Annotated in this window: 22 protein-coding genes; 13 read left to right on the top strand and 9 right to left on the bottom strand. The window is 40.1% G+C overall.

Features of this window, described 5'->3' with window-relative positions:
• Positions 1–43: 43 nt before the first annotated feature.
• The 3 genes from QWZ08_RS25245 to QWZ08_RS25235 form a co-directional block, all read right to left on the bottom strand.
• On the bottom strand, positions 44–739 hold the full coding sequence (locus tag QWZ08_RS25245; RefSeq protein WP_290340464.1) for a response regulator transcription factor: 696 nt from the start codon (positions 737–739) through the stop codon (positions 44–46).
• A 195-nt stretch (positions 740–934) separates the two neighbouring features.
• Positions 935–3,031 carry a M16 family metallopeptidase gene (locus QWZ08_RS25240; RefSeq protein ID WP_290340463.1) on the bottom strand — a complete coding sequence of 699 codons (2,097 nt, stop codon included), beginning with the start codon at positions 3,029–3,031 and terminating at the stop codon, positions 935–937.
• A 49-nt stretch (positions 3,032–3,080) separates the two neighbouring features.
• Entirely contained in the window at positions 3,081–4,388 is a 1,308-nt protein-coding gene (locus QWZ08_RS25235; protein ID WP_290340461.1) for a M16 family metallopeptidase, read from the bottom strand.
• A 242-nt stretch (positions 4,389–4,630) separates the two neighbouring features.
• Between QWZ08_RS25235 and rsgA the strand changes: the two genes are divergently transcribed.
• Positions 4,631–5,557 (top strand): ribosome small subunit-dependent GTPase A, encoded by a 927-nt coding sequence (gene rsgA / locus QWZ08_RS25230; RefSeq protein ID WP_290340459.1) that lies wholly within the window; start codon positions 4,631–4,633, stop codon positions 5,555–5,557.
• Positions 5,558–5,636: 79 nt separating this feature from the next.
• Here rsgA and QWZ08_RS25225 read toward each other — a convergent pair whose 3' ends face one another.
• From QWZ08_RS25225 to QWZ08_RS25215, 3 genes are all read right to left on the bottom strand, one after another.
• Positions 5,637–5,939 carry a hypothetical protein gene (locus QWZ08_RS25225; RefSeq protein ID WP_290340458.1) on the bottom strand — a complete coding sequence of 101 codons (303 nt, stop codon included), beginning with the start codon at positions 5,937–5,939 and terminating at the stop codon, positions 5,637–5,639.
• 62 nt (positions 5,940–6,001) lie between these two features.
• Positions 6,002–6,196 carry a hypothetical protein gene (locus tag QWZ08_RS25220; protein ID WP_290340457.1) on the bottom strand — a complete coding sequence of 65 codons (195 nt, stop codon included), beginning with the start codon at positions 6,194–6,196 and terminating at the stop codon, positions 6,002–6,004.
• A 60-nt stretch (positions 6,197–6,256) separates the two neighbouring features.
• Positions 6,257–6,769, bottom strand: coding sequence for a gamma carbonic anhydrase family protein (locus QWZ08_RS25215; RefSeq protein ID WP_290340456.1), 513 nt, complete (start codon positions 6,767–6,769; stop codon positions 6,257–6,259).
• A 190-nt stretch (positions 6,770–6,959) separates the two neighbouring features.
• Here QWZ08_RS25215 and QWZ08_RS25210 point away from each other — a divergent pair, with 190 nt between their 5' ends.
• The 8 genes from QWZ08_RS25210 (at position 6,960) to QWZ08_RS25175 (ending at position 12,835) form a co-directional block, all read left to right on the top strand.
• Complete coding sequence (locus QWZ08_RS25210; protein ID WP_290340455.1) at positions 6,960–8,147, top strand: aspartate aminotransferase family protein; 1,188 nt, start codon at positions 6,960–6,962, stop codon at positions 8,145–8,147.
• 129 nt (positions 8,148–8,276) lie between these two features.
• Positions 8,277–8,924: a hypothetical protein gene (locus tag QWZ08_RS25205; RefSeq protein WP_290340453.1), complete on the top strand. Its 648-nt coding sequence runs from the start codon at positions 8,277–8,279 to the stop codon at positions 8,922–8,924.
• Positions 8,925–8,987: 63 nt separating this feature from the next.
• A complete protein-coding gene (locus QWZ08_RS25200) occupies positions 8,988–9,287 on the top strand; it encodes a winged helix-turn-helix domain-containing protein (protein WP_290340452.1) in 300 nt (99 codons plus the stop codon).
• Between the two features lie 49 nt (positions 9,288–9,336).
• Positions 9,337–9,747, top strand: coding sequence for a hypothetical protein (locus QWZ08_RS25195; protein WP_290340451.1), 411 nt, complete (start codon positions 9,337–9,339; stop codon positions 9,745–9,747).
• A 73-nt stretch (positions 9,748–9,820) separates the two neighbouring features.
• Positions 9,821–10,051 carry a hypothetical protein gene (locus QWZ08_RS25190; RefSeq protein ID WP_290340450.1) on the top strand — a complete coding sequence of 77 codons (231 nt, stop codon included), beginning with the start codon at positions 9,821–9,823 and terminating at the stop codon, positions 10,049–10,051.
• A gap of 39 nt (positions 10,052–10,090) precedes the next feature.
• Positions 10,091–11,674: a DUF4153 domain-containing protein gene (locus QWZ08_RS25185; RefSeq protein ID WP_290340449.1), complete on the top strand. Its 1,584-nt coding sequence runs from the start codon at positions 10,091–10,093 to the stop codon at positions 11,672–11,674.
• 126 nt (positions 11,675–11,800) lie between these two features.
• Positions 11,801–12,157 (top strand): diacylglycerol kinase family protein, encoded by a 357-nt coding sequence (locus QWZ08_RS25180; RefSeq protein WP_290340448.1) that lies wholly within the window; start codon positions 11,801–11,803, stop codon positions 12,155–12,157.
• A 6-nt stretch (positions 12,158–12,163) separates the two neighbouring features.
• Positions 12,164–12,835: a DUF1361 domain-containing protein gene (locus QWZ08_RS25175; RefSeq protein ID WP_290340447.1), complete on the top strand. Its 672-nt coding sequence runs from the start codon at positions 12,164–12,166 to the stop codon at positions 12,833–12,835.
• A gap of 7 nt (positions 12,836–12,842) precedes the next feature.
• Here the strand turns inward: QWZ08_RS25175 and QWZ08_RS25170 are convergent, their stop codons facing one another.
• Positions 12,843–16,256, bottom strand: a complete 3,414-nt coding sequence (locus tag QWZ08_RS25170) for a BamA/TamA family outer membrane protein (RefSeq protein WP_290340446.1) — start codon at positions 16,254–16,256, stop codon at positions 12,843–12,845.
• Positions 16,257–16,338: 82 nt separating this feature from the next.
• Between QWZ08_RS25170 and QWZ08_RS25165 the strand changes: the two genes are divergently transcribed.
• The gene (locus QWZ08_RS25165; protein WP_290340445.1) at positions 16,339–16,977 is read left to right on the top strand and encodes an MBL fold metallo-hydrolase; all 639 of its coding nucleotides are present in this window, start codon (positions 16,339–16,341) and stop codon (positions 16,975–16,977) included.
• 34 nt (positions 16,978–17,011) lie between these two features.
• Here QWZ08_RS25165 and mce read toward each other — a convergent pair whose 3' ends face one another.
• Positions 17,012–17,413, bottom strand: coding sequence for a methylmalonyl-CoA epimerase (gene mce / locus QWZ08_RS25160; RefSeq protein ID WP_290340444.1), 402 nt, complete (start codon positions 17,411–17,413; stop codon positions 17,012–17,014).
• A gap of 126 nt (positions 17,414–17,539) precedes the next feature.
• Between mce and QWZ08_RS25155 the strand changes: the two genes are divergently transcribed.
• From QWZ08_RS25155 to QWZ08_RS25145, 3 genes are all read left to right on the top strand, one after another.
• Complete coding sequence (locus tag QWZ08_RS25155) at positions 17,540–18,757, top strand: IscS subfamily cysteine desulfurase (protein WP_290340443.1); 1,218 nt, start codon at positions 17,540–17,542, stop codon at positions 18,755–18,757.
• A 78-nt stretch (positions 18,758–18,835) separates the two neighbouring features.
• Positions 18,836–19,255, top strand: coding sequence for a Fe-S cluster assembly scaffold IscU (iscU, locus tag QWZ08_RS25150; protein WP_290340440.1), 420 nt, complete (start codon positions 18,836–18,838; stop codon positions 19,253–19,255).
• 66 nt (positions 19,256–19,321) lie between these two features.
• Positions 19,322–19,771 carry a HesB/IscA family protein gene (locus QWZ08_RS25145; RefSeq protein ID WP_353960511.1) on the top strand — a complete coding sequence of 150 codons (450 nt, stop codon included), beginning with the start codon at positions 19,322–19,324 and terminating at the stop codon, positions 19,769–19,771.
• Between the two features lie 71 nt (positions 19,772–19,842).
• On the opposite strand, the gene QWZ08_RS25140 is transcribed toward QWZ08_RS25145, so the two are convergent.
• Entirely contained in the window at positions 19,843–20,094 is a 252-nt protein-coding gene (locus QWZ08_RS25140) for a hypothetical protein (RefSeq protein ID WP_290340438.1), read from the bottom strand.
• Positions 20,095–20,240: the final 146 nt, after the last annotated feature.

The following is a 20,240-nucleotide window of genomic DNA, read 5'->3' as shown; positions in this document are numbered from 1 at the left end:
GCATTTTTTATAATCCTGAAAGGTATGATTGGTTGTTTATATGCTATGCTGCTACTAACCTGAAGCCATTGCCGTGAATATTCACAATTTCAATGGTACTGTCTTCTTTCAAATACTTGCGCAATTTGGCAATGTATACATCCATGCTGCGGCCATTAAAATAAGTATCGCTGCCCCAGATTTTCTTTAAGGCAATCTCCCGCTGCAACAAATCATTTTTATACTCACACAGCATCTTTAATAATTCGTTTTCTTTTGGGGATAAGGTTTGCACCTTTCCTTCATACACCAGCTCCCGCAGGCGTGGGTTGAAATGATACTTCCCCATATCAAACTCTGCGTTCACTTCTTCACGGTGCATTTCTTCGTTGCGTTTTAAAATGGCTTTTATTTTCAATAATAACACTTCACTGTCAAACGGCTTGGTAATGTAGTCATCTGCCCCCAGTTTGTATCCCTGTATAATATCATCTTTCATGGTTTTGGCCGATAAGAAAAATAACGGCACATCGGGATTGATATCGCGGATTTCTTCAGCTAATGTGAAGCCATCCATATTTGGCATCATTACATCCAGTAAACAGATATCAAATTTTTCCCGTTGAAATGCGGCCAGGCCAAGACGGCCATCTCTTTCCAGCACTACATCATAATCGTTCAGTTCAAGGTAATTTTTTAAGACCATACCCAGGTTGGTATCATCTTCGCACAATAATATTTTGGGTTTTGCTGCTTCCATGTTTTAAAAGTTTAATGGCAAATAAAATTAAATCAAAATTGATGCAGCGAATATAATGCCTATTTTTTTGTTAAAGGTCTTATTGTACAGGGGCGGCCGTTTGCTGTGATGGACGCCTGCAAAAATTTGGCTTGGTAAAATAAAAAATCCATTCTTTGCGGGAATGGACTTTTTTAAAAAGTTTAAGAGAATTGCTTATTTAAAATCAGCATCAGTTACGCCTTCATTTAATTTTATTTCTTTGTATTTAAAAGGGATTTCCTGGCCGCCGGCAATCCTGGTAACTTCTGTTGGCAGCAGCAGGGTCCCTGTTTTTTGATAGTTTTTATACTCTACAGTCAGCGGCACATCTGCACCTTCCTGGGTTGAAGTAGTTTCTTCCTTCAATAACAAGCCGGTCTTTACACTGTATTCCTGCACAGTACTTCTTCCGCTTGGCATTATAACCTGCAAACGATAAGTGTCTTCTTCATCTACTTTGCCTGTGCCAAGATAATTGGTTTTGTAAGCGCCATCAGTTATATAGAACAACTGGGGAATTACACCTTTATCATCCATTGCCTCTTTAATTTCCTTATCAGTGAAATCCTTTTTTTGTGGCCCCTGCTGCTGAAACCCGGTAGCACCATTGAACATCATTTTCATTACCGTTATGGTGCCCATTTTTAATTCCATCATCTGCAGGTTGGGATTCATTCGCTTTTCTACCCCGTCAAATGTACGGCCCATCATATCAAGACTTATAACCGCTGATAAGCTGGTAACTTTTTTTACCTCTTCCTTACCACCAATTGCTTTTAAATAGGTTTCAATAATTTCGGCGGCTGAAATACTGTTGGTATTTTTTGGAGTTTCGGTACCTTTTTTATCAGCAGGTTTGCCAACTATAAGATTGGCAAACCGGTCGTATCTTTTTACCGGGTAACCAAGCCGCATTAATTTGGGTAGTATAACAGCGCCATTGCCTGCAATCACAATCCGTGAACTGGTTTCGTTAAAATAGGTTCCCGATACCCTTTTTAAATCGCTGAGCTTAACGGCGTTTATTTTCTGCAGATAAGTTCTGTAAAAATCCTTGGGTAAATTATTGATCAAAATATTGGATGCATAAGTAGCAGTGCGGGCGGGGTCTTCCATGCCAAGGGCAAAAGAGCCGTTGTAGATAGCTTTTGCATTATCCAGTTCTTCCTGGGTAATTTTTCCGTCCCGCATATTTAAAATTTCGCCAAATATTTCGGCAGTAGCACTATCTACCTTATCACTTCTAACGGCGGCGCTTGCCGTAAATAAACTTTGAAAGCGGCCGCTGCCAACCCTTGAATAACTGCCGTAGGTAAATCCGTGTTTTTCCCGCAGGTTCATAAATAATTTACTTTCTGCTCCGCCACCTAAAATTTGGTTGGCTACCAGTAGGGCATGATAATCTTTATTGTTCATCGGGTTGCTGATCAGGTTGCCAACGCTTACCTGCCCTTGTACGGCAGTAGGTACATCAACAAAATCTATTTCAGTTCTGGCGGGATTTTTTACCAATGGAATTACGGGAAGGACAAGTTTTTTTCCTGTCCATTCTCCAAAGGCTTTTGTGGCCAGTTCCTTTGCAGCTTCTGGTGTTATGTCGCCCACAAAAGTGAGGTAAGAACGGGATGGGGTAATGTAATTTTTATACGCCTCTTTTACATCGTCCAGTGTAAGACCTTTTACCGTTTCTTCGGTTGTAAACTCACCCATGGCTGTTTGTTTGCCATAGCTTAAAGCTGCATTCACCCTTGCTGCAATGGCCGGTGCACTTTTTTCATTCGCTTTTAACCCGGTAAGCGTAAATGATTTTAATTTATCAAAAGACGCTGCTGGAAAAGCCGGATTTTTTAATCCATCAGCCAGTAAATTAAATGCTTTATCAAAATAGCGGGTCAATGCGCTGGCATAACCGCCCGAGGCCGAAAGACTAACTTCTGCACCAATCAGGTCAACAGCTTCATCAAATTTATCTTTGGCCATGCTGGTAGTTCCTTCCGCAAGCATCTGCCCCATCAAGTCTACAAGGCCGGCTTTTTTTCCTTCCTGTATCGGGCCTGCATCAATGTTTAAAGAAGCCGTCACTTTTGGAAATTTATGATTTTCCACCACCAGTATAGTCATGCCATTCGGCAGCGTAAATATTACCGGATCCTTTATGGCAATCACAGGCGCTGGCCCGGCTGCCGGCTTTTTAGATCTGTCAACTTTTATTTGTGCAAAACCCTGCTGTAACAAAACAACACTGATTGCAACGATTAATAATTTTTTCATTTAAATATTTTTTTGCTTTATGATATCCTTGATCAAATAAGTTGTGCTATTATTTTTTAGGCAGATAATACAAAACTACCCGCTGGTTTTTGTTCAAATATTTTTTGGCCACATCCTGTATATCCTGGCGGGTGATCTTCCTGATTTCATCCAGTTCGGTATTGATGTTATTGGTGTTTTTGTAAAAGGTATATCCATCCGCCAGGTTTTCGGCTACGCCCAGCATTTTGCTGTTTTTACCTATATAATCGTTTTCAAACTGGTTTTGTAATTTGGTAAATTCACTTTCGCTGATTAAACTGGTTTGCAGTTTAATCACTTCTTCATTCATATCATTCAGCAGTGTATCCAGCGGAGTTTCGTTATTGGGCAACGCGTAAATAATGTAGGCGCCATAATCTTCCAGCGAATAGTTAAAAGAGCCAACCTGCACAGAATTCTTTTTATCATCCACCATTTTTTTAGACATCCTGCTGCTGTTGCCCTGGCTTAAAACCGCACTTGCCATTTCGAGTGTTTTCGATTCTTTGCTTGTTTCACCCGGTACACGATAGGCTGCTAAAATAGCCGGTATCTGGATATTGTTGTCATATGCCGTGTCAATAATCTCACTCGTGATTGGATCTTCTTTGGCAGTTGTTCTTGTTATTGCAACTCCGGAAGGAATATCTGCAAAATAACTTTCCACCAACGCTTTTGTTTTAGCGATATCTATATCACCTGCTATAGTCAGTACAGCATTATTGGGAGTATAATATTTTTTATTGAAGGCCTTGAATTCATCCAGTGTTGCCGCATCCAGATCGGCCATGCTGCCAATTGTTACCCAATTGTAGGGATGTTTTGTAAAAAGGTGTTTCATTACTTCACTGAAAAAATTGCCGTAGGGTTGGTTATCCACCCGCAATCTTTTCTCTTCTTTTACAACTTCATTTTGTGTTTTTACGCCCACTTCATTTATCACCGGGTGCATCATGCGTTCACTCTCCAGCCATATACCGGTAGCCAATTGATTGGAAGGAAAAACTTCATAATAAAAAGTGCGGTCCTGGGTAGTATTAGCGTTATTTTGACCGCCATTGCTGCTCACAATTTTCATAAATTCGCCACGTTTAATATTGTCACTGCCTTCAAAAAGCAGGTGTTCAAAAAAGTGGGCAAAGCCTGTTCTGTTGGGTTGTTCATCCTTGCTTCCCACATGATACATCACAGATACCGCTACTACGGGGGCTGATTTGTCCTGGTGTAAAATAACATGCAAACCATTTTTTAAGTCGTACTCGGTGTAAACTATTTTTTGAGCGCTGGCCGAAACGGCGCTTGCCATCAGGAAAAAATAAAAAAATCTCTTCTTCATATTTGTTTAATTGAAAGTCAAATGTAAGTCGTTATTGATATGTTCAATGGTAGTTTTAAAAAAATTGATAAGCGGTAACATCGCTTTATCTACCGTATTGAATTTCATATAGCATCAACATTTTTTTTAGCAAAAGTTGGGAACTATACGCCCGACCCCTGCACTTTCAGCCTTAAGCCTTCCGCCTGCTGCTTTCTTCAAACAATTTTTTTATTCATTTTTATTGGTGAAATTCGTGCACAATGAAGGCAACAGTTTATAAAAGTACCGGCAGTTGGTATGTGGTGCAAAGCGAGGAGGGGACAGTTTTAAATGCCCGCATATTGGGTAAGTTTAAAATGGATGGTTTAACCAGTACCAATCCGATCGCTGTGGGCGATGTGGTAACGATTGTGGCAGAGAATGAACTGGAGGGGTCCGTTACCATTACGGAAATTGAAGACCGTAAAAATTATATTACCAGGACTTCACCTGCCAACAAGCACAAGCACCACATCATCGCTTCCAATATTGATCAGTCGTTGCTGTTTGCTACTTTAAAAGAGCCAAAAACATCCCAGGGATTTATCGACCGCTTTTTAATTACGTCAGAAGCTTACCGCATTCCTTCCATTATAGTATTTAATAAGGCAGATTTGTATAAGGAAAAGGAAACAGAAAAATTTGCCGAATTAAAATCTATCTACGAGACAATCGGGTACAAGGTAATGGGCATGAGCATTGAGAAAAATATTGGGGTAGATGAGGTGAAAAATTTATTGAAAGATAAAACCACTTTGTTAAGCGGCCACAGCGGTGTGGGTAAATCTTCTTTTATAAACACCATTTTTCCGGAATTGCAGTTGAAAACACAGGATGTAAGCGGCTGGAGTGGGAAGGGTTTGCACACTACTACTTTTGCTGAAATGTTTAACCTGCCTTTTGGTGGTCGTGTAATTGATACGCCCGGTATCAGGGAGTTGGGTTTGGTAGATATTCCAAAGCAGGAGCTGTCGCATTATTTTCCTGAAATGTGGGAACTGATCAACGACTGCCAGTTCAACAATTGCATGCATACCAATGAACCGGGCTGTGCCGTAAAAGCTGCGGTAGAAGAAGGTGTCATCCACATGGACCGCTATATAAGTTACTGTACCATACTGGACAAAATAGAAGAGAAATCCTATTAAGCAAATTGATTTTACAGATTGCCTGATTCAGGTTATATTAAACCAATCCGTGCAATCTGCAAAATCAGTATTCTTAATATCAGTAAGCTCTGTGTTCTAAAAAATGAGCAATTTCCATCACGGCATTATTTTCCTGTTGTACACTTTTTACATGTTGCGGAAAAATAGATACGCCATTGAAAACATTATAATGCAGCGTTAGCACATGGCTTTTGTAATGAAAATCCCAGTCAAGGGTTTCGGTGTCATCCACCTGGTTTAAAAAATTAATTTGCAGGTCGGTGGCGAGGGTTTCTGCGATGGCGTAAAATTTTGATACGCCGCAGTTGTCATCAATAACGGCTTCCGTATTGCCGAATTTAGTTTTCAGGTGGTAACACATAGTTACAGGGGTTTAGGGTTAGGGTAAATTTTTATTTTAAAATATAACGAGGGTTCATAAAATCAATAAATTTTACGCCCGCCTTTGTACTTTGTCTGGGTCACTTTGTCTCCTTTTGCAATTTTTAAATCATTGCTTAACTGGCCAGCCTGCGGACTGCCGGGACAACCTAATTTTTCTTTTTTACTAAAAACGGCGCAGCTTGTTGACGCCATAACATAACACAGGCAGGTAAGGGCAATAATGGTTTTTTTCATAGCATTAGGATTGGTGTATAAAAATTACAGACGGCTACTTAAAAAATCATTTGCCATTTTTTATTTAAACCACCCGCTGTACATTAAATAATTATTGGCGATTCTGTTTATTTCGCCGCTGATCAGTTCTTCACTGATGTTTTTTACTTTTTTTGCTGGTACACCGGCGTAAATACAGCCCGGTTCTATAATCGTATTTTCAAGTACCACCGCACCTGCGGCTATGATACAATTGCTGCCCACCTGCACATTGTCCATTACAATAGCGCCCATGCCAACCAGCACATTATCAGCTATAACGCATCCATGCACGATTGCATTGTGTCCGATGCTTACATTATTTCCGATAACCGCCTTCGTTTTCTCATAAGTACAGTGAATTACAGCACCATCCTGAACGTTTACCTTATTGCCCATAATAATGCTGTTAACGTCGCCGCGTATCACCGCATTAAACCAAACGCTGCAATCATCGCCCATAATAACATCTCCAACAATGGTGGCATTAGGGGCAATAAAACAATTGTTGCCCATTATTGGCAACACACCTTTTACGGGAAGAATTACTGGCATATTTTTTATTTATTTTGTTACAAACAGTTGTTTTTTATTATCGGCATCGTTGCGTCGCACTCGTGTACTGAATATCTTTTGGCATCTTCAGCCCGCTGTTCTAAGGCATTCAATAGGCCCGACAGCAAGCAGTACGACGGTTGTAAATATTACTGCGAATATCAAACTTTTGTATCGAAATTTGCGGCTTATGACGCAGCGACAATTATTTCTTGCTCATGTGGGGCAAACATCGCAGGCGCCCCTGGCCCTTGAAATTGTAAAAGCCAGTGGCAGCAACCTGTGGGATGTGAATGGAAAAAAATACATCGATCTTATTGCAGGCATCAGCGTATGCAACATTGGTCATTGTCACCCGCAGGTGGTTGAGGCCATAAAAAAACAGGCAGAGCAATACATGCACATTATGGTGTACGGCGAACTGGTGGAAAGTCCGCAGGTGGCTTATGCAAAACTGCTTACGGAACACTTGCCCGCTTCCCTTAACTCGGTATTTTACACAGCCAGCGGAAGTGAAGCGACCGAAGGCGCCATGAAACTAAGCAAACGCTTTACCGGCCGTACACAAATCATCTCCTTCAAAAATTCATACCACGGCAGCACACAGGGTGCATTAAGCATTATGGGCGATGAGTACTGGCGCAATGCCTTCCGCCCCTTGTTGCCAGATACGATGCAACTCAATTACAATTCGTTTGAAGACCTGCAGCAAATTACTGAAAAAACAGCATGCGTGATAGCAGAAACCGTACAGGCAGAAGCGGGCGTAATAGTGCCAAAAAATAACTGGCTAACGGCCTTGCGTACACGCTGTACCCAAACGGGTACCTTACTTGTTTTAGATGAAATACAATGCGCCTTTGGCCGCAACGGTAGCCTGTTTGCGTTTGAACAATTCAATGTAGTTCCGGATATACTGTTATTGGGTAAAGCATTGGGTGGCGGTATGCCCCTGGGGGCTTTTGTAGCAAACAAACAAATGATGGATTCACTTAGCGTTAACCCTGTGCTCGGTCATATCAATACGTTCGGTGGACACCCGGTAAGTTGTGCTGCAGGGCTGGCAGCGCTGAACGTATTGTTGCAGCAAAATTTAATCAGCACGGTTAGGGAAAAAGAAGCATTGTTTTTATCGCAGTTACAACATCCGTCTATAAAAGCGGTACGCAGCTGCGGACTTATGCTGGCAATAGAATTTAACGACTTTTACTTCAATAAGAAAGTAATTGATGCGCTGATTGAGGAAGGAGTATTTACGGACTGGTTTTTATTTGCAGCTAATTGTTTGAGGATAGTACCGCCCCTGGTAATAACCAATGAAGAAATCATAATAGCCTGCCAAAAAATAAATAATGTTTTAAATAAAATTACAGTGTAGGAAGAGGCATTGGCCCTTTCCTGCAGCATTGCATCTGGCTTAGCATTCCCAATATATTGCCTTAACCTCAAAAAGTAATTTTTGCAAATATCAAATCTTTCTATTTACTTTGTGTTTCAAAGTGCTTTTATGACTGGACAACAACAATCCCTGGATGACCTGCAGCATATAAAAAAAATGATGGAACGCAGCAGCCGCTTTATCAGTTTAAGCGGGCTGAGTGGCATTGCTGCCGGTACTTGTGCCTTAATTGGTGCCATTGTGGCTTACCCTTATGTATATGGCCATAAGGATATTTTTGTTGATGCCGCTGCGGGCAATGAATTGGTCCGTACAGGGCACTTCAGTGTAATATTGTATACCTGGTTGTTTTGGATTGCCGCTTTTACTTTTGCAGCCGCCGTAATCAGCGCTTTTATATTTACTTATATCAGGAGTAAAAAGCAGCATATTCCTTTATGGGGTACTACAGCCAGGCGATTAATGATAAATGTTGCTATCCCATTAATTGTGGGTGGTTTGTTTTTGATAAAGCTCATACAGGCCAACGACATCGGGTTGATTGCTCCCGCCTGCCTGATTTTTTATGGCCTTGCATTGGTAAACGCCAGTAAATATTCACTGAATGAATTGCGCTACCTGGGATACGGGCAGCTGATACTGGCGGTAATTAATTTGAAATTTATGGGCTACGGGTTTTATTTTTGGGCTATAGGTTTTGGTGTACTGCACATTGTTTACGGAGCAGTAATGTGGACCAGGTATGAAAAGGAGTGAATGCTGTTGTATAGGGCATATGCAAAATTAATATTAAAAGTCCTTAACAGGCAAACCCGGGCAATGATTAATCCGATAGAAAATTTAAATAAATTATTTGACAGCCGCATTCGCCTGGGTATCATGAGCGCCCTGATGGTAAATGCAGATGTAAGCTTTAATGACTTAAAGGAGTTGCTGACTATAACAGATGGCAACCTGGCAAGTCATTTGAAGGCGCTGGAGGAAAATGGAATCATTAAAGTGCAAAAGGGTTTTATCGGACGAAAAACAAATACAACTTACCTGGCAACAAAAACCGGCGAAAAAGCATTTAGGGCACATATTGAGGCATTGGAAAAAATGATCAGGTCAACTAAATAATTTTTTTTGTACATGCGCTTTGAAAAACAAAGTGCTTTCAAAAATTAAGATGCGAATAATACTACACACATTTACAATTTGGGTCCTCACTGCATTAATCAATGCGGTAGTATCCGCATCCTTGCTGGCTTTCAGCGATAGCGAATTTAACAGGTGGGTATTTGCATTTTCACTTGCCTTCTTTTTTACACTGATATTTTCCGCACCAGCCGTGTTTATTTTTTTTATCTTTTTTGCCACTACAGAAAATGACGATGCCGGCTACTTATTCAGGGTGTTGGTTATAACAGGTTTTGTTACCGCAACAATTTCAGCCGCGGTTTTTTATGCAGCATTTAATTCAATATTTAAGTCGTTCACAATTCTCCTGACACTGTCAATTGTGTGTTCCACATTAAGTGCCATTATGTTGCATCATAAATTTATTGTGGCAACCTGTAAAAGCCATCTGCCGCCTTAGTATCGAAGGATTACAGAAAATCAGTGATAGCTGAAAAACTACTTGGCTTCTTTATTAATTTAAATTATACAACATGAAACAGCTATGGTTTAAAAGAACAAATTGGACTTACTCGCCAATTCACCCGATGGGCTTCATTGTAACATTGATGGCGATCCTTTTTATGGTGCCTGTAACCCTCGCTACAGTACACAACACGCATTCTGTATCTGATAATTTGTACGAGCTGTTTGTGTACGGAACCTGCACTGCGTTCTGGTGGAAATGGATAGCTGATAAAACAAGTGCCGTAAGAAAATATTAAAAAATGGCTGCTCTAATGCAGACTACTAAAACCTTAAAAATGAAACCTGCATCAACAAAAACACTTTTAGTAACCGCAGGCACCCTGCTGTTTAACATTATTTTCTGGCAGCAAAAGCTGGGCATCAATACTATACTTTTCGACCTCTTTATAATCTTGTCCGTTTTTTATCTGTACCCGGCGGCTTTTAAAAAGCCTGCAATAAAGTGGCTGCTGGCGGCGCATATCATCACTGTCTTTGCTTTATTGTATCACAACACCGAATTGAGTAAGCTGGCCTTTAGTGTTACCTTGCTTTTAGTCGTGGTGTTTACCCAATACCTGCATCGTTCTGTGTGGTATGCCGCCGGTTCTGCTTTTATGAATTACCTTCTATTGGTGTCCACTTTTTTCAGGGGAGCAACACAATTGAATCAAAATAAAATGCGATTATACAATATACGCAAGACGGTACGTTTTTTAATTATTCCAATATTACTCTCAATTGTATTTTATTGGCTGTACAATTTTGCCAATTCAATCTTTAGCAGTATTATGAGCGACGCTGCAATCGCCCTGCAGCATTTCTTTTCACAGTTTTTTAGCTGGTTTAGTATGGAATGGTGTTGGTTTTTATTACTGGGTTTATTGATTACGGGCGGCCTCTTATTAAAAAGCAATGTTGCCTATTTTTCTGAAAAGGATATTGTTCAGACTAAAGAGCTCAGCAGAAAAAGGACAAACCTTATTGAATGGAAACGGACCGGCATGTTTCAATTGTTGTTTTTGTTAATGGGCAGATTTGCGGATGGTATGCTGGCACTGCGAAATGAAAACAAAACCGGTATCATTAGCCTGGTGCTACTCAACGTGCTGCTCCTTTGTATTAACTGTATTGATGTAGCGTTTGTCTGGTTTGGCTTTCAGTACAAAAATAATATGAATCTTTCTGCCTACGTACATGAAGGAACAGGCATGCTGATTTTTTCAATTGTGCTTGCAATGGTATTGTTATTGTTTTTCTTCAGGGGCAATTTAAATTTTTATAAAAAGAATAAGTGGTTGCGCATGGGTGCCTACGTCTGGCTGATTCAAAATATGGTGTTGGTGATTTCTGTATTATTGAGAGATTATTATTACATCGTACACATGGGCCTGGCCTACAAACGCATTGGGGTATTAATTTTTTTAATGCTGGTATTATTTGGACTGATAACTATTTTTATAAAAATTCAGCAGTTAAAAACAACTTATTATCTGCTTACTGTAAATGCCTGGTTCGCCATAATTATACTGGTGTTTTCCAGTTGTATACATTGGGATGAAATGATAGTAAAGTATAACCTCGCCAGGAAAGACACCATTCCGCTGGACATACAATTTTTGTTGTCGCTCTCAGATAAAGCACTGCCGGTACTTGAGGCTAATATGGATGTGCTGGAGAAATCCAGCGTCCAAACCAATGATCGCAATGACGTATATTTATACCGGTCGGGACTTACAGCAAAGCAATTTTTCGAAAGGCGAAAGGCAGATTTTTTTAAAGAGCAAAATGGGTATAACTGGTTGTCATGGAATTTTGCCGATGCTTATGTTAAAAGCCACCTGGCAAAAGGCCCGGAAACCGCTATAGTAAACCATTAACAAAATATAGTACGTTATGTGCGTACTTGGGAGTCGCAGGTAGCGTTAACCGGGTGTCAGTATTGCAGTGCAAAAGAGATACCCGGAATTTTAAGTGCAATTGAATAAGAGCGAAATAAAGATATTATGAAATTACTACGTTCATTTTTTTACGCCGGAAGGGGAATAAAATATTGTTTTCAGCAGGAGCAAAATTTCCGAATTCATGTGCTGGCGATTGCAGTAGTATTATCTGCAGGCTTTTATTTCTCAATCAGCACAACAGAATGGATTTTTGTAACCGGGTGCTGTACTATTGTAGTGGCTATGGAAATGCTGAATACGGCATTGGAAAAAATGTGCGACCTGGTAACAAAAGATTTTCATCCATTGATTAAGTGTATTAAAGATGTTAGCGCCGGCGCTGTACTGGTATGCGCTGCAGGAAGCCTGATTACCGGCACAATCATATTTGGACCTAAAATTATTCAACTTTTTAAATGATTTTTTATGAAACAATTGAGTGCTTCTTATAAGGTGCAGCTGGCTTTTTTTGCATTTATTACACTGATGCTGGTAGCCCGTGTTTTTTATTCGGGAACACTGATGTATTTATTTCTTTTATGGAATTTGTTTTTAGCATGGGTACCTTTTCAGCTGAGCGTTTTACTGAGCAGTAAAAAAGTCCGGTCGCAAACCAGCGCATATTTTATTTTGGCAGGGTGGCTGTTATTTTTTCCAAACGCCTTGTATATCATCACTGACCTTATTCACCTGGAAGATGTGGATACCGATGTTCCGGTTTGGTTTGACGCCATTTTAATATTCACCAGTTCTGTTGCCGGTTTAATACTGGCATTTGCCTCCTTATTTAAAGTAGAAAGGTTTCTACAACAAAAAATAAAGCAACATTTGGTAGACAGGCTGATAGTCGGCTGTCTTTTTTTAGGTTCGTTTGGAGTTTATCTCGGCCGATTTTTGCGGTGGAACAGCTGGGATATTGTGACACATCCGTTGGATTTGTTGGCTCAAATTACCGCACCATTTATTTTACCATTGCAGCATTACCGCACCTGGGGTGTTACCGGAATGCTTACTTGTTTATTTTGCCTGCTTTATTTTACCGTAAAAAAATTACCCGGCCTTTTAGAAGAACCGGGCAATACATCATTTAAACTATAATCTTGTTTTAAAAATCAAGTCCCATACTTACATACATAATGGGCTTGCCTTTAAAGAAGCCATTCATTTGCCAGGCTGCATCAAACTTTAAAAAATATCCAAGCAAAGTACTCCTGGCACCAAAGCCATAGCCGCCTGCAAAAGGTCCGATGCCACCGGCCTTCTTTTCAATTTGTACTGGCGGTACGCCATAAATTACTGATGGACGGCCAATGCCTTTTAAACCACCACTCCAGGCAGAACCTAAATCAGCAAACTGAACCAGTTGAAAATTCCGCAGGAAAGCATTGTTGATGGGGCGGCTGAACAAGGTTGTAAAAACAGGCAATCGAAATTCACTGTTTAATACGACTGCATTGTTACCATTAGCCACGTTTTGTAAAAATCCCCGTACGTTTACAGCAAGGCTTTGAAAAGCATATTCAACATTTGGGTCTGGTGGATTGTGTGTATTAAAGTAACGATCGGAGCCATCGGATTTTGTATTATTGCCAAACATCAACCAGCTATCCACGCCACCCAGGTAGTAAATTGTTTTTTGATTGCCCCAGCTAAAATCCGCCGCGGCTCTACCTGCCCAAATAAAGTTGCGGTAAATAGGATAGTAATAACGGGCATCTGCACCCCAGTTAAAATTATATTTACCGTTGTTTAATTTCTCTTTGCTGATGTCCGTATTCCAGTCCATGTAAACTTTATACCGCAAGCCATTCCAGATGTTTTGGGTTGGATTTAAAGAGTTATCATACACATATTCCAAATGGGTAGTAGCAAATGTTCTTTTTTGATCCGGCTCTTTTAAAGATTCATAAGGGTAGGTAAAATCGTAAAAATTTGTCAGGGCCACGGTTTTATCTGTTCTGATACCCAGTGTTAAAGCAAGCCGTTTGGAATTATCAAAAGGGTAAGCAACATTCCCCTGGTATAGGCTGGTATATACTTTCAACGGAATATTTCCAGTCTGATCTGTTCCGGTCATTGTATTACGGTAGTAAGTTGCACCCCAGTCGAACCTTCTTTTGTAATTCTGGTAGGTCATCAGCCATTCATTGTCTTTTAAATTGGAAGATATTCTGAATGCACCGCTGATTTTTACGTCTTCCATTAATTCCGCCGTACCCATTTTTATAAGTCCGTTTATAACAGTACTGGATGAAAGATTGATGGGGCCCTGCCCGCCGCCATAGGGCTGAAAGCGGTTGATTAAAAGGTTATTATTTAAACTGGCACCCACATAATCAGAATAAAATTTAGCAGGCTTGTAGGGATATAATTGCGCTTTCTGTAAAACGTTGTTTTTACGCGACTCATTATCGGCATTTACATTTTGTATAGCATTACTGTCCACCTTTTCATTATCAAATTCATTTTGAAAAACATCTTTTTTGTTTTTATCCTTTCCAGGGATGCCAAGTGGTTTATCAAATTTGTCGCCCTCTCCGGCCGCAACTTTATCAGCCATAATTACGTTTTTCATATAGCTGGTGGGAGGGACCGTTATGTTTCGCCGGCGCAAAGTGTTTTCATCAATCTTTAATTTGTACAAGGTCTTTTCATCACTCTGCCGGGTAACTTCACTCACCTGGTTATTATCTCCGGCAATCCGGCTTTCGGCAATGCTGCTTTCATAATTGCTTAAGGGAAATGTGTACACAGAATCTGTTGAAATAGCTACCACTGCTACAGAATCAACATCCGTTTTTTTGTAGACGTTTAATGTGCTGTCTACCTCCTTTACCGATGGATTGCGCAGGATGTCATCACCGATTAATACCAATGTATCGAGGCCTGCAGCCTTGGTTGTAAAGAAGCCGGCATAACGGTTTCCCACACCATTTTCATCACTAACAAATGTAAAGTGGTTGGAGTTGTAAGGCGTTGGGTAACGGGCATTGCCGTACTTTAAATTAGATAACTGTGTTATCTGGTTCAGCTCTGGCTTCACACCAAAATTAGTAATCAGGAAAATGTTGTATCGGTTATGACTTGGTAAAACTGTGTCGGCAGTTTTTGCATCGGAACTTGGCCGGTTGCTGCTGAAAAGAATACCCTGTTTGCCCGGAAACGAAACAAAAGTGGCGTCCAGGTCATCATACACGTCATTGGTGATTTGTTTTACCTTTTCGTTGTCCAAACCAAGGGTAAAAATATCTGTATGCCCGTCTTTTACGGCGCTTAATAACAGCGTTTTACTGTCAAGTATATATTTTACATCCTGTATTTGCTGAAACTCATCGGTAAGATCAATTTTGGGATTTTTAATCCTTGTGACCAGGTCGTATACGAATAATTTTATCCTGCCTTCCTGTTTGTAAACTACGGTCAGTCTTGACCCCTTTGGATCCCAGGCTAAAATTGGATAATAAGGATTGGTTTCGTTTTGATAGCTGCGGATGCCATATTGCAGCAGTGTAGTATAATCAAAATCTTCGCTCAGCTTCACTTTTATGATACCTTTTTTATACTCGACTACCGCAAAAGAATTGTTCTTTTTGTTTGGGTTTACATTAATGCGGTAGTAATCTTTGTTTTTGCGGATTTCAAAACTTTCAATGTAACTTCCTTTAGGATAGGCTTTTCTTTTGGCGATATCCTTGTAATATTTTTCTTCTTCAAACTCCATAAAATCCTTCAGAACACCTTTAAAGTTTGTTTTGCAAACCTGCTGACTTGCCCGGTTCAGGTTTTTATACACCCTTGCGAGGTAGAGCAAATACGTGACATTTTCTTTCTTGTATTTTTCCTGGATATAATACCAGAAAGCATGCCCGGCCAACTCCGGTTTTTCAAAAGCAAACTGGTAAAAATTTTTGTAATTGCCACTTAGGATTTCACTTTTTAATTCATCATCCAATGCTGTGTTCCAGTTTTCACCAACATAAGCAACGTAGCCATCTGTAAGCCATTTTGGTAAATCCAGCAGTGCCTGGTTTCCGGCTACTTCGCCCAGGTCTTCTCCAAATAAAACATTGTCAGTTAAAATGCGGGCAATACCTTCCTTGATCTGTTTCCGCAGGTTAGCATGGTCGCCATTAAAATAAACCACCATCTTATTATTTACCAGTTTGGTGCCCCCGCTGGTAGATTGCCAGTCTGCATTTAACCCAATATTGGATTGTTGTAAATCTGCAAACTCGTTGTACACAACAATATTGGCCCTGCGCTGTAAGCTGTATTCGGTAAAGGTTTCAATGCCTGGCAACTCTTCTTCTGCCACCTGTAAAACAAACTTTGCCAGTTCCTGGCCATTTTGAGTAAAGTAAGTATTGAAATTTTTTGTTTGATAATATTGCCACTTGAATTTTTTATACTGAACCCTGTTTTTTCCAAACTCAACTGCATTTACCTGGGCTGCGGAAATGAAAGAACCAAAAAGTATACTACCACACACTATTAAAAATATTCTGCTGAACTTTGCCATACTTAATCTGATATTTGTTAATAAAATTACTCTATTCAAACCAATCATAAAAATATCCCTTTAATAGCTAAATTGATCTTAAATGTTGCAGATACAATCTTTTATTTTTAGTCCGATACAGGAAAATACGTATATTTTATACAATGAGTTTAAACAATGTATCGTCATTGATCCGGGCTGTTACTTTGATGAAGAAAAGGAAACGCTGCAAACTTTTATACAACAAAAAGGGCTTAAACCAGTAATGCTGTTAAACACTCATTGCCATCTTGACCATGTGTTTGGTAACAAGTTTGTTGCCGAAACTTATAGTCTCAAACTGCAATTGCATGAAAAGGAAAAAGCTGTTTTATCTTTTGCACCAACTTCAGGTTTAATGTACAATATGCCCTTTGACAATTATACCGGGGAACTCATTGAATTGAAAGAAGGGGATAAGGTTTTACTTGGGGGGGACGAACTGGAAATCATAGAGGCGCCAGGGCATTCGCCTGGCAGTATCTGTTTTTATTGCCGCAAGCAACATTTTGTAATCGGAGGTGATGTGTTATTTCAAAGAAGTATCGGCCGCACTGATTTGCCAGGAGGTAGCCATCAAACCCTGCTTAACAGTATCCGTAAAAAATTATTTACATTGCCCGATGAAACAATAGTCTACAGTGGCCACGGTTCGCCAACAACAATAGGGGAAGAGAAAAAACAAAACCCTTATCTAAGTTAATGGTCTGGTAGTGACGAAAGATGGTAAATCTCTATTAACGAATCCCCTGACACAGCTCAACTAAAACACCTGTAGTATCTTTTGGATGTAAAAAACAAACCAGTTTATCATCAGCTCCGGGTTTTGGTTTTTCGTTCAGTAAGGTAAAACCCAGGCTCTTTAATCTTGCCATTTCGGCCTCTATATCAGCCACTTCAAAAGCAATATGATGAATACCTTCTCCTTTTTTGGCAAGGTAGCGGGCAATTACGCCGTCGTCACTATTGCTTTCCAGCAGTTCAATTTTGGTTTCCCCCGTTTTAAAAAAAGCGGTAGTTACGTTTTCTGTTGGTATAACTTCTGTTTTATAACACAAGCTGTTTAATAATTTTTCATATAAAGGAACAGCAGTTGCAAGGCTTTTAACGGCAATGCCAATATGGTCTATTTGTTGCATATCAAAAGTGTTGGTCCTTGTGAGCGGTTTGTGAAATAGGGAAATTATTGACTCCGTTAACCTACGAATAAGCTAAAATAGAACCTTTTGTAGTAATTTTATGTTTGAACAGATAAATAAAGATGTATGTTAAAACTACCGATATATTTAGATAATAATGCCACAACACCGATGGACCCCCGGGTATTTGAAGCGATGACTCCTTATTTTATGGAGCAGTTCGGTAATGCGGCCAGTCGTAACCACCCTTTTGGATGGGAAGCAGAAGAAGCAGTTGATTACGCCCGCGAACAGGTTGCCAAATTAATAGGCGCCGATCCCAAAGAAATTATTTTTACCAGTGGTGCCACTGAAGCGGATAATCTTGCCATTAAAGGTGTATTTGAAATGTATGCCAGCAAGGGAAATCACATTATAACAGCTACTACAGAACATAAAGCAGTACTGGATACCTGCAAACACCTGGAAAAGAATGGGGCAGAAGTAACTTATTTACAGGTGCAAAGAGATGGTCTGATTGATCTTAAAGAACTGGAAGCGGCTATTAAGCCAACGACCATTCTGATAGCCATCATGTATGCAAACAATGAAATCGGTACCGTTCAACCAATTAAAGAAATAAGCACGATCGCAAAAAAACACGGCGTTTTGTTTTTTACTGATGGTGTACAGGCAGTAGGTAAAATTCCGGTGGATGTAATAAAAGATGGTATTGACCTGATGGCATTTACTGCGCATAAAATGTATGGCCCTAAGGGTATCGGTGCATTGTATGTTCGCCGTAAAAACCCAAGAGTAAAAGTTACCGCCCAGATGGACGGTGGTGGTCACGAAAGAGGTATGAGAAGCGGTACCTTAAATGTACCCGGTATTGTAGGGTTTGGTAAAGCCTGCGAACTGGCCCGTTTGGAGATGGAAGCCGATACAAAGCGCATCAGTATTTTGCGTGATAAACTGGAAACAGAGCTGATGAAGTTGGAAGAAGCCTATATTAATGGCAGCACAGAACATCGTTTGCCACATGTGACTAACATTTCTTTTAAGCATGTGGAAGGTGAAGGCCTTTTGATGGGATTCAATAAAAACATTGCGCTAAGTTCAGGTTCAGCCTGCACTTCAGCTTCACTGGAACCTTCTTACGTTTTAAAAGCATTGGGTTTAGGTGATGATCTGGCACATAGTTCGCTGCGTTTTGGTTTGGGAAGGTTTACAACAGAAGAACAAATTGATTACACAATTAAAGCAATAAGTGAAACCGTTTTAAAGTTAAGAGAAATGAGCCCGTTATGGGAAATGTATAAGGAAGGTATTGACTTAAATTCAATTGAGTGGGCTGCACATTAGAGAGGTCAAATTTTTAGCATTCACAGTATTTAACGGGTTAGCACATTAACTAATCAACAAATTAAAAAATTTAATACCATGGCATATTCAGAAAAAGTAATCGATCACTACCAGAATCCAAAAAATGTTGGAACGCTGGATAAAAGTAGTAAAAGTGTTGGAACCGGTTTGGTAGGCGCTCCTGAATGCGGCGACGTTATGCGTTTGCAAATACAGGTAGATGATGCTACCGGTATGATCACCGATGCTAAATTTAAAACTTTTGGTTGCGGATCAGCAATCGCTTCCTCTTCTTTGGCAACAGAATGGCTGAAAGGAAAAAGTATTGATGAAGCGCTCACAGTTGATAACATGGATTTCGTGGAAGAATTAAATCTTCCACCCGTTAAAATTCACTGTTCAGTATTGGCTGAGGACGCCATTAAAGCAGCTATCAATGACTACCGCGTAAAGAACGGCAAAGAAGCAATTAAGTTTGAAGAAAGCGTAGTGCATTAAGATGCAGAATTTAACCTGCTGGTTTTCAAATAACAGGAGGTGAGTTGTAATTAAAAGAGTTTAAGAATGAGTAGTGATATTTTAAATAAGTCTGTAGATACAGTAGTTGAGGAATGTCCGCAGGTGCCCAATGAAGAAGCAGTTGAAACCGTTACGGTTGAAGAACCCAAGATGCTGGAAAATTCCATTTACATTAGCGACAAAGCCAAACAAAAGGTAGGAAGTCTGATGGCTGATGCAGGTTTGGCGGGCGATCCGTCTTACTTTTTACGCGTAGGTGTTGTAGGTGGGGGCTGTAGCGGCTTAAGTTATAAAATGGATTTTGACAACGAGCAAAAGCCAATGGACCAGGTGTTTGAGGACAAGGGAGTTAAAATTGTAACGGACCTTAAAAGTTTTTTATACTTGGTAAATACCGAGCTTGAATTCAGTGATGGATTGAATGGCAAAGGGTTTTACTTTAATAATCCCAATGCTAGCAGAAGTTGCGGCTGTGGTGAAAGTTTTGCGGTCTGATGTAAGTTATATAAAATTGAAGAGCCCGTTTCATTTAGAAACGGGCTTTTTATTAGTACTATTTTCAAGGGTTAATTTGTTGACTCCCTGACAATTTTCGGGGGCACAAAATGTACTTTTTTTTTCTTTACTTTAGGTGGTTTAGGTGGCGGTGGTGGTGCCTGAAATTTGGTAACCTCGATCGCAGGCGGCGGCGGTAGCGGTGTTTTTTGTATTTTAACTGCCGGTGGCGGAGGAGGCGGTGGTGCCAGTTTTTTTGTTGTTTGAGCAGTTAACTGTCCGGCAAGGATAACAGCTGCCATCATCATACTGATTTTTTTCATATTGAAGATTTCAGGTAAGATGAAGCCTTGATAATAATCCATAAAAAAATCCCGCCGTTAAGCGGGACTGTGCAGTCGGTTTTGGTAAACGACTTATTCTGGTAATTTCGAATAAATGTTTAACGGGGGTTAAACAAGTTTTCTAA

Source organism: Ferruginibacter paludis (assembly GCF_030409685.1).
GTDB lineage: Bacteria > Bacteroidota > Bacteroidia > Chitinophagales > Chitinophagaceae > Ferruginibacter > Ferruginibacter paludis.
This window is presented reverse-complemented; position numbering and strand designations above follow the sequence as displayed.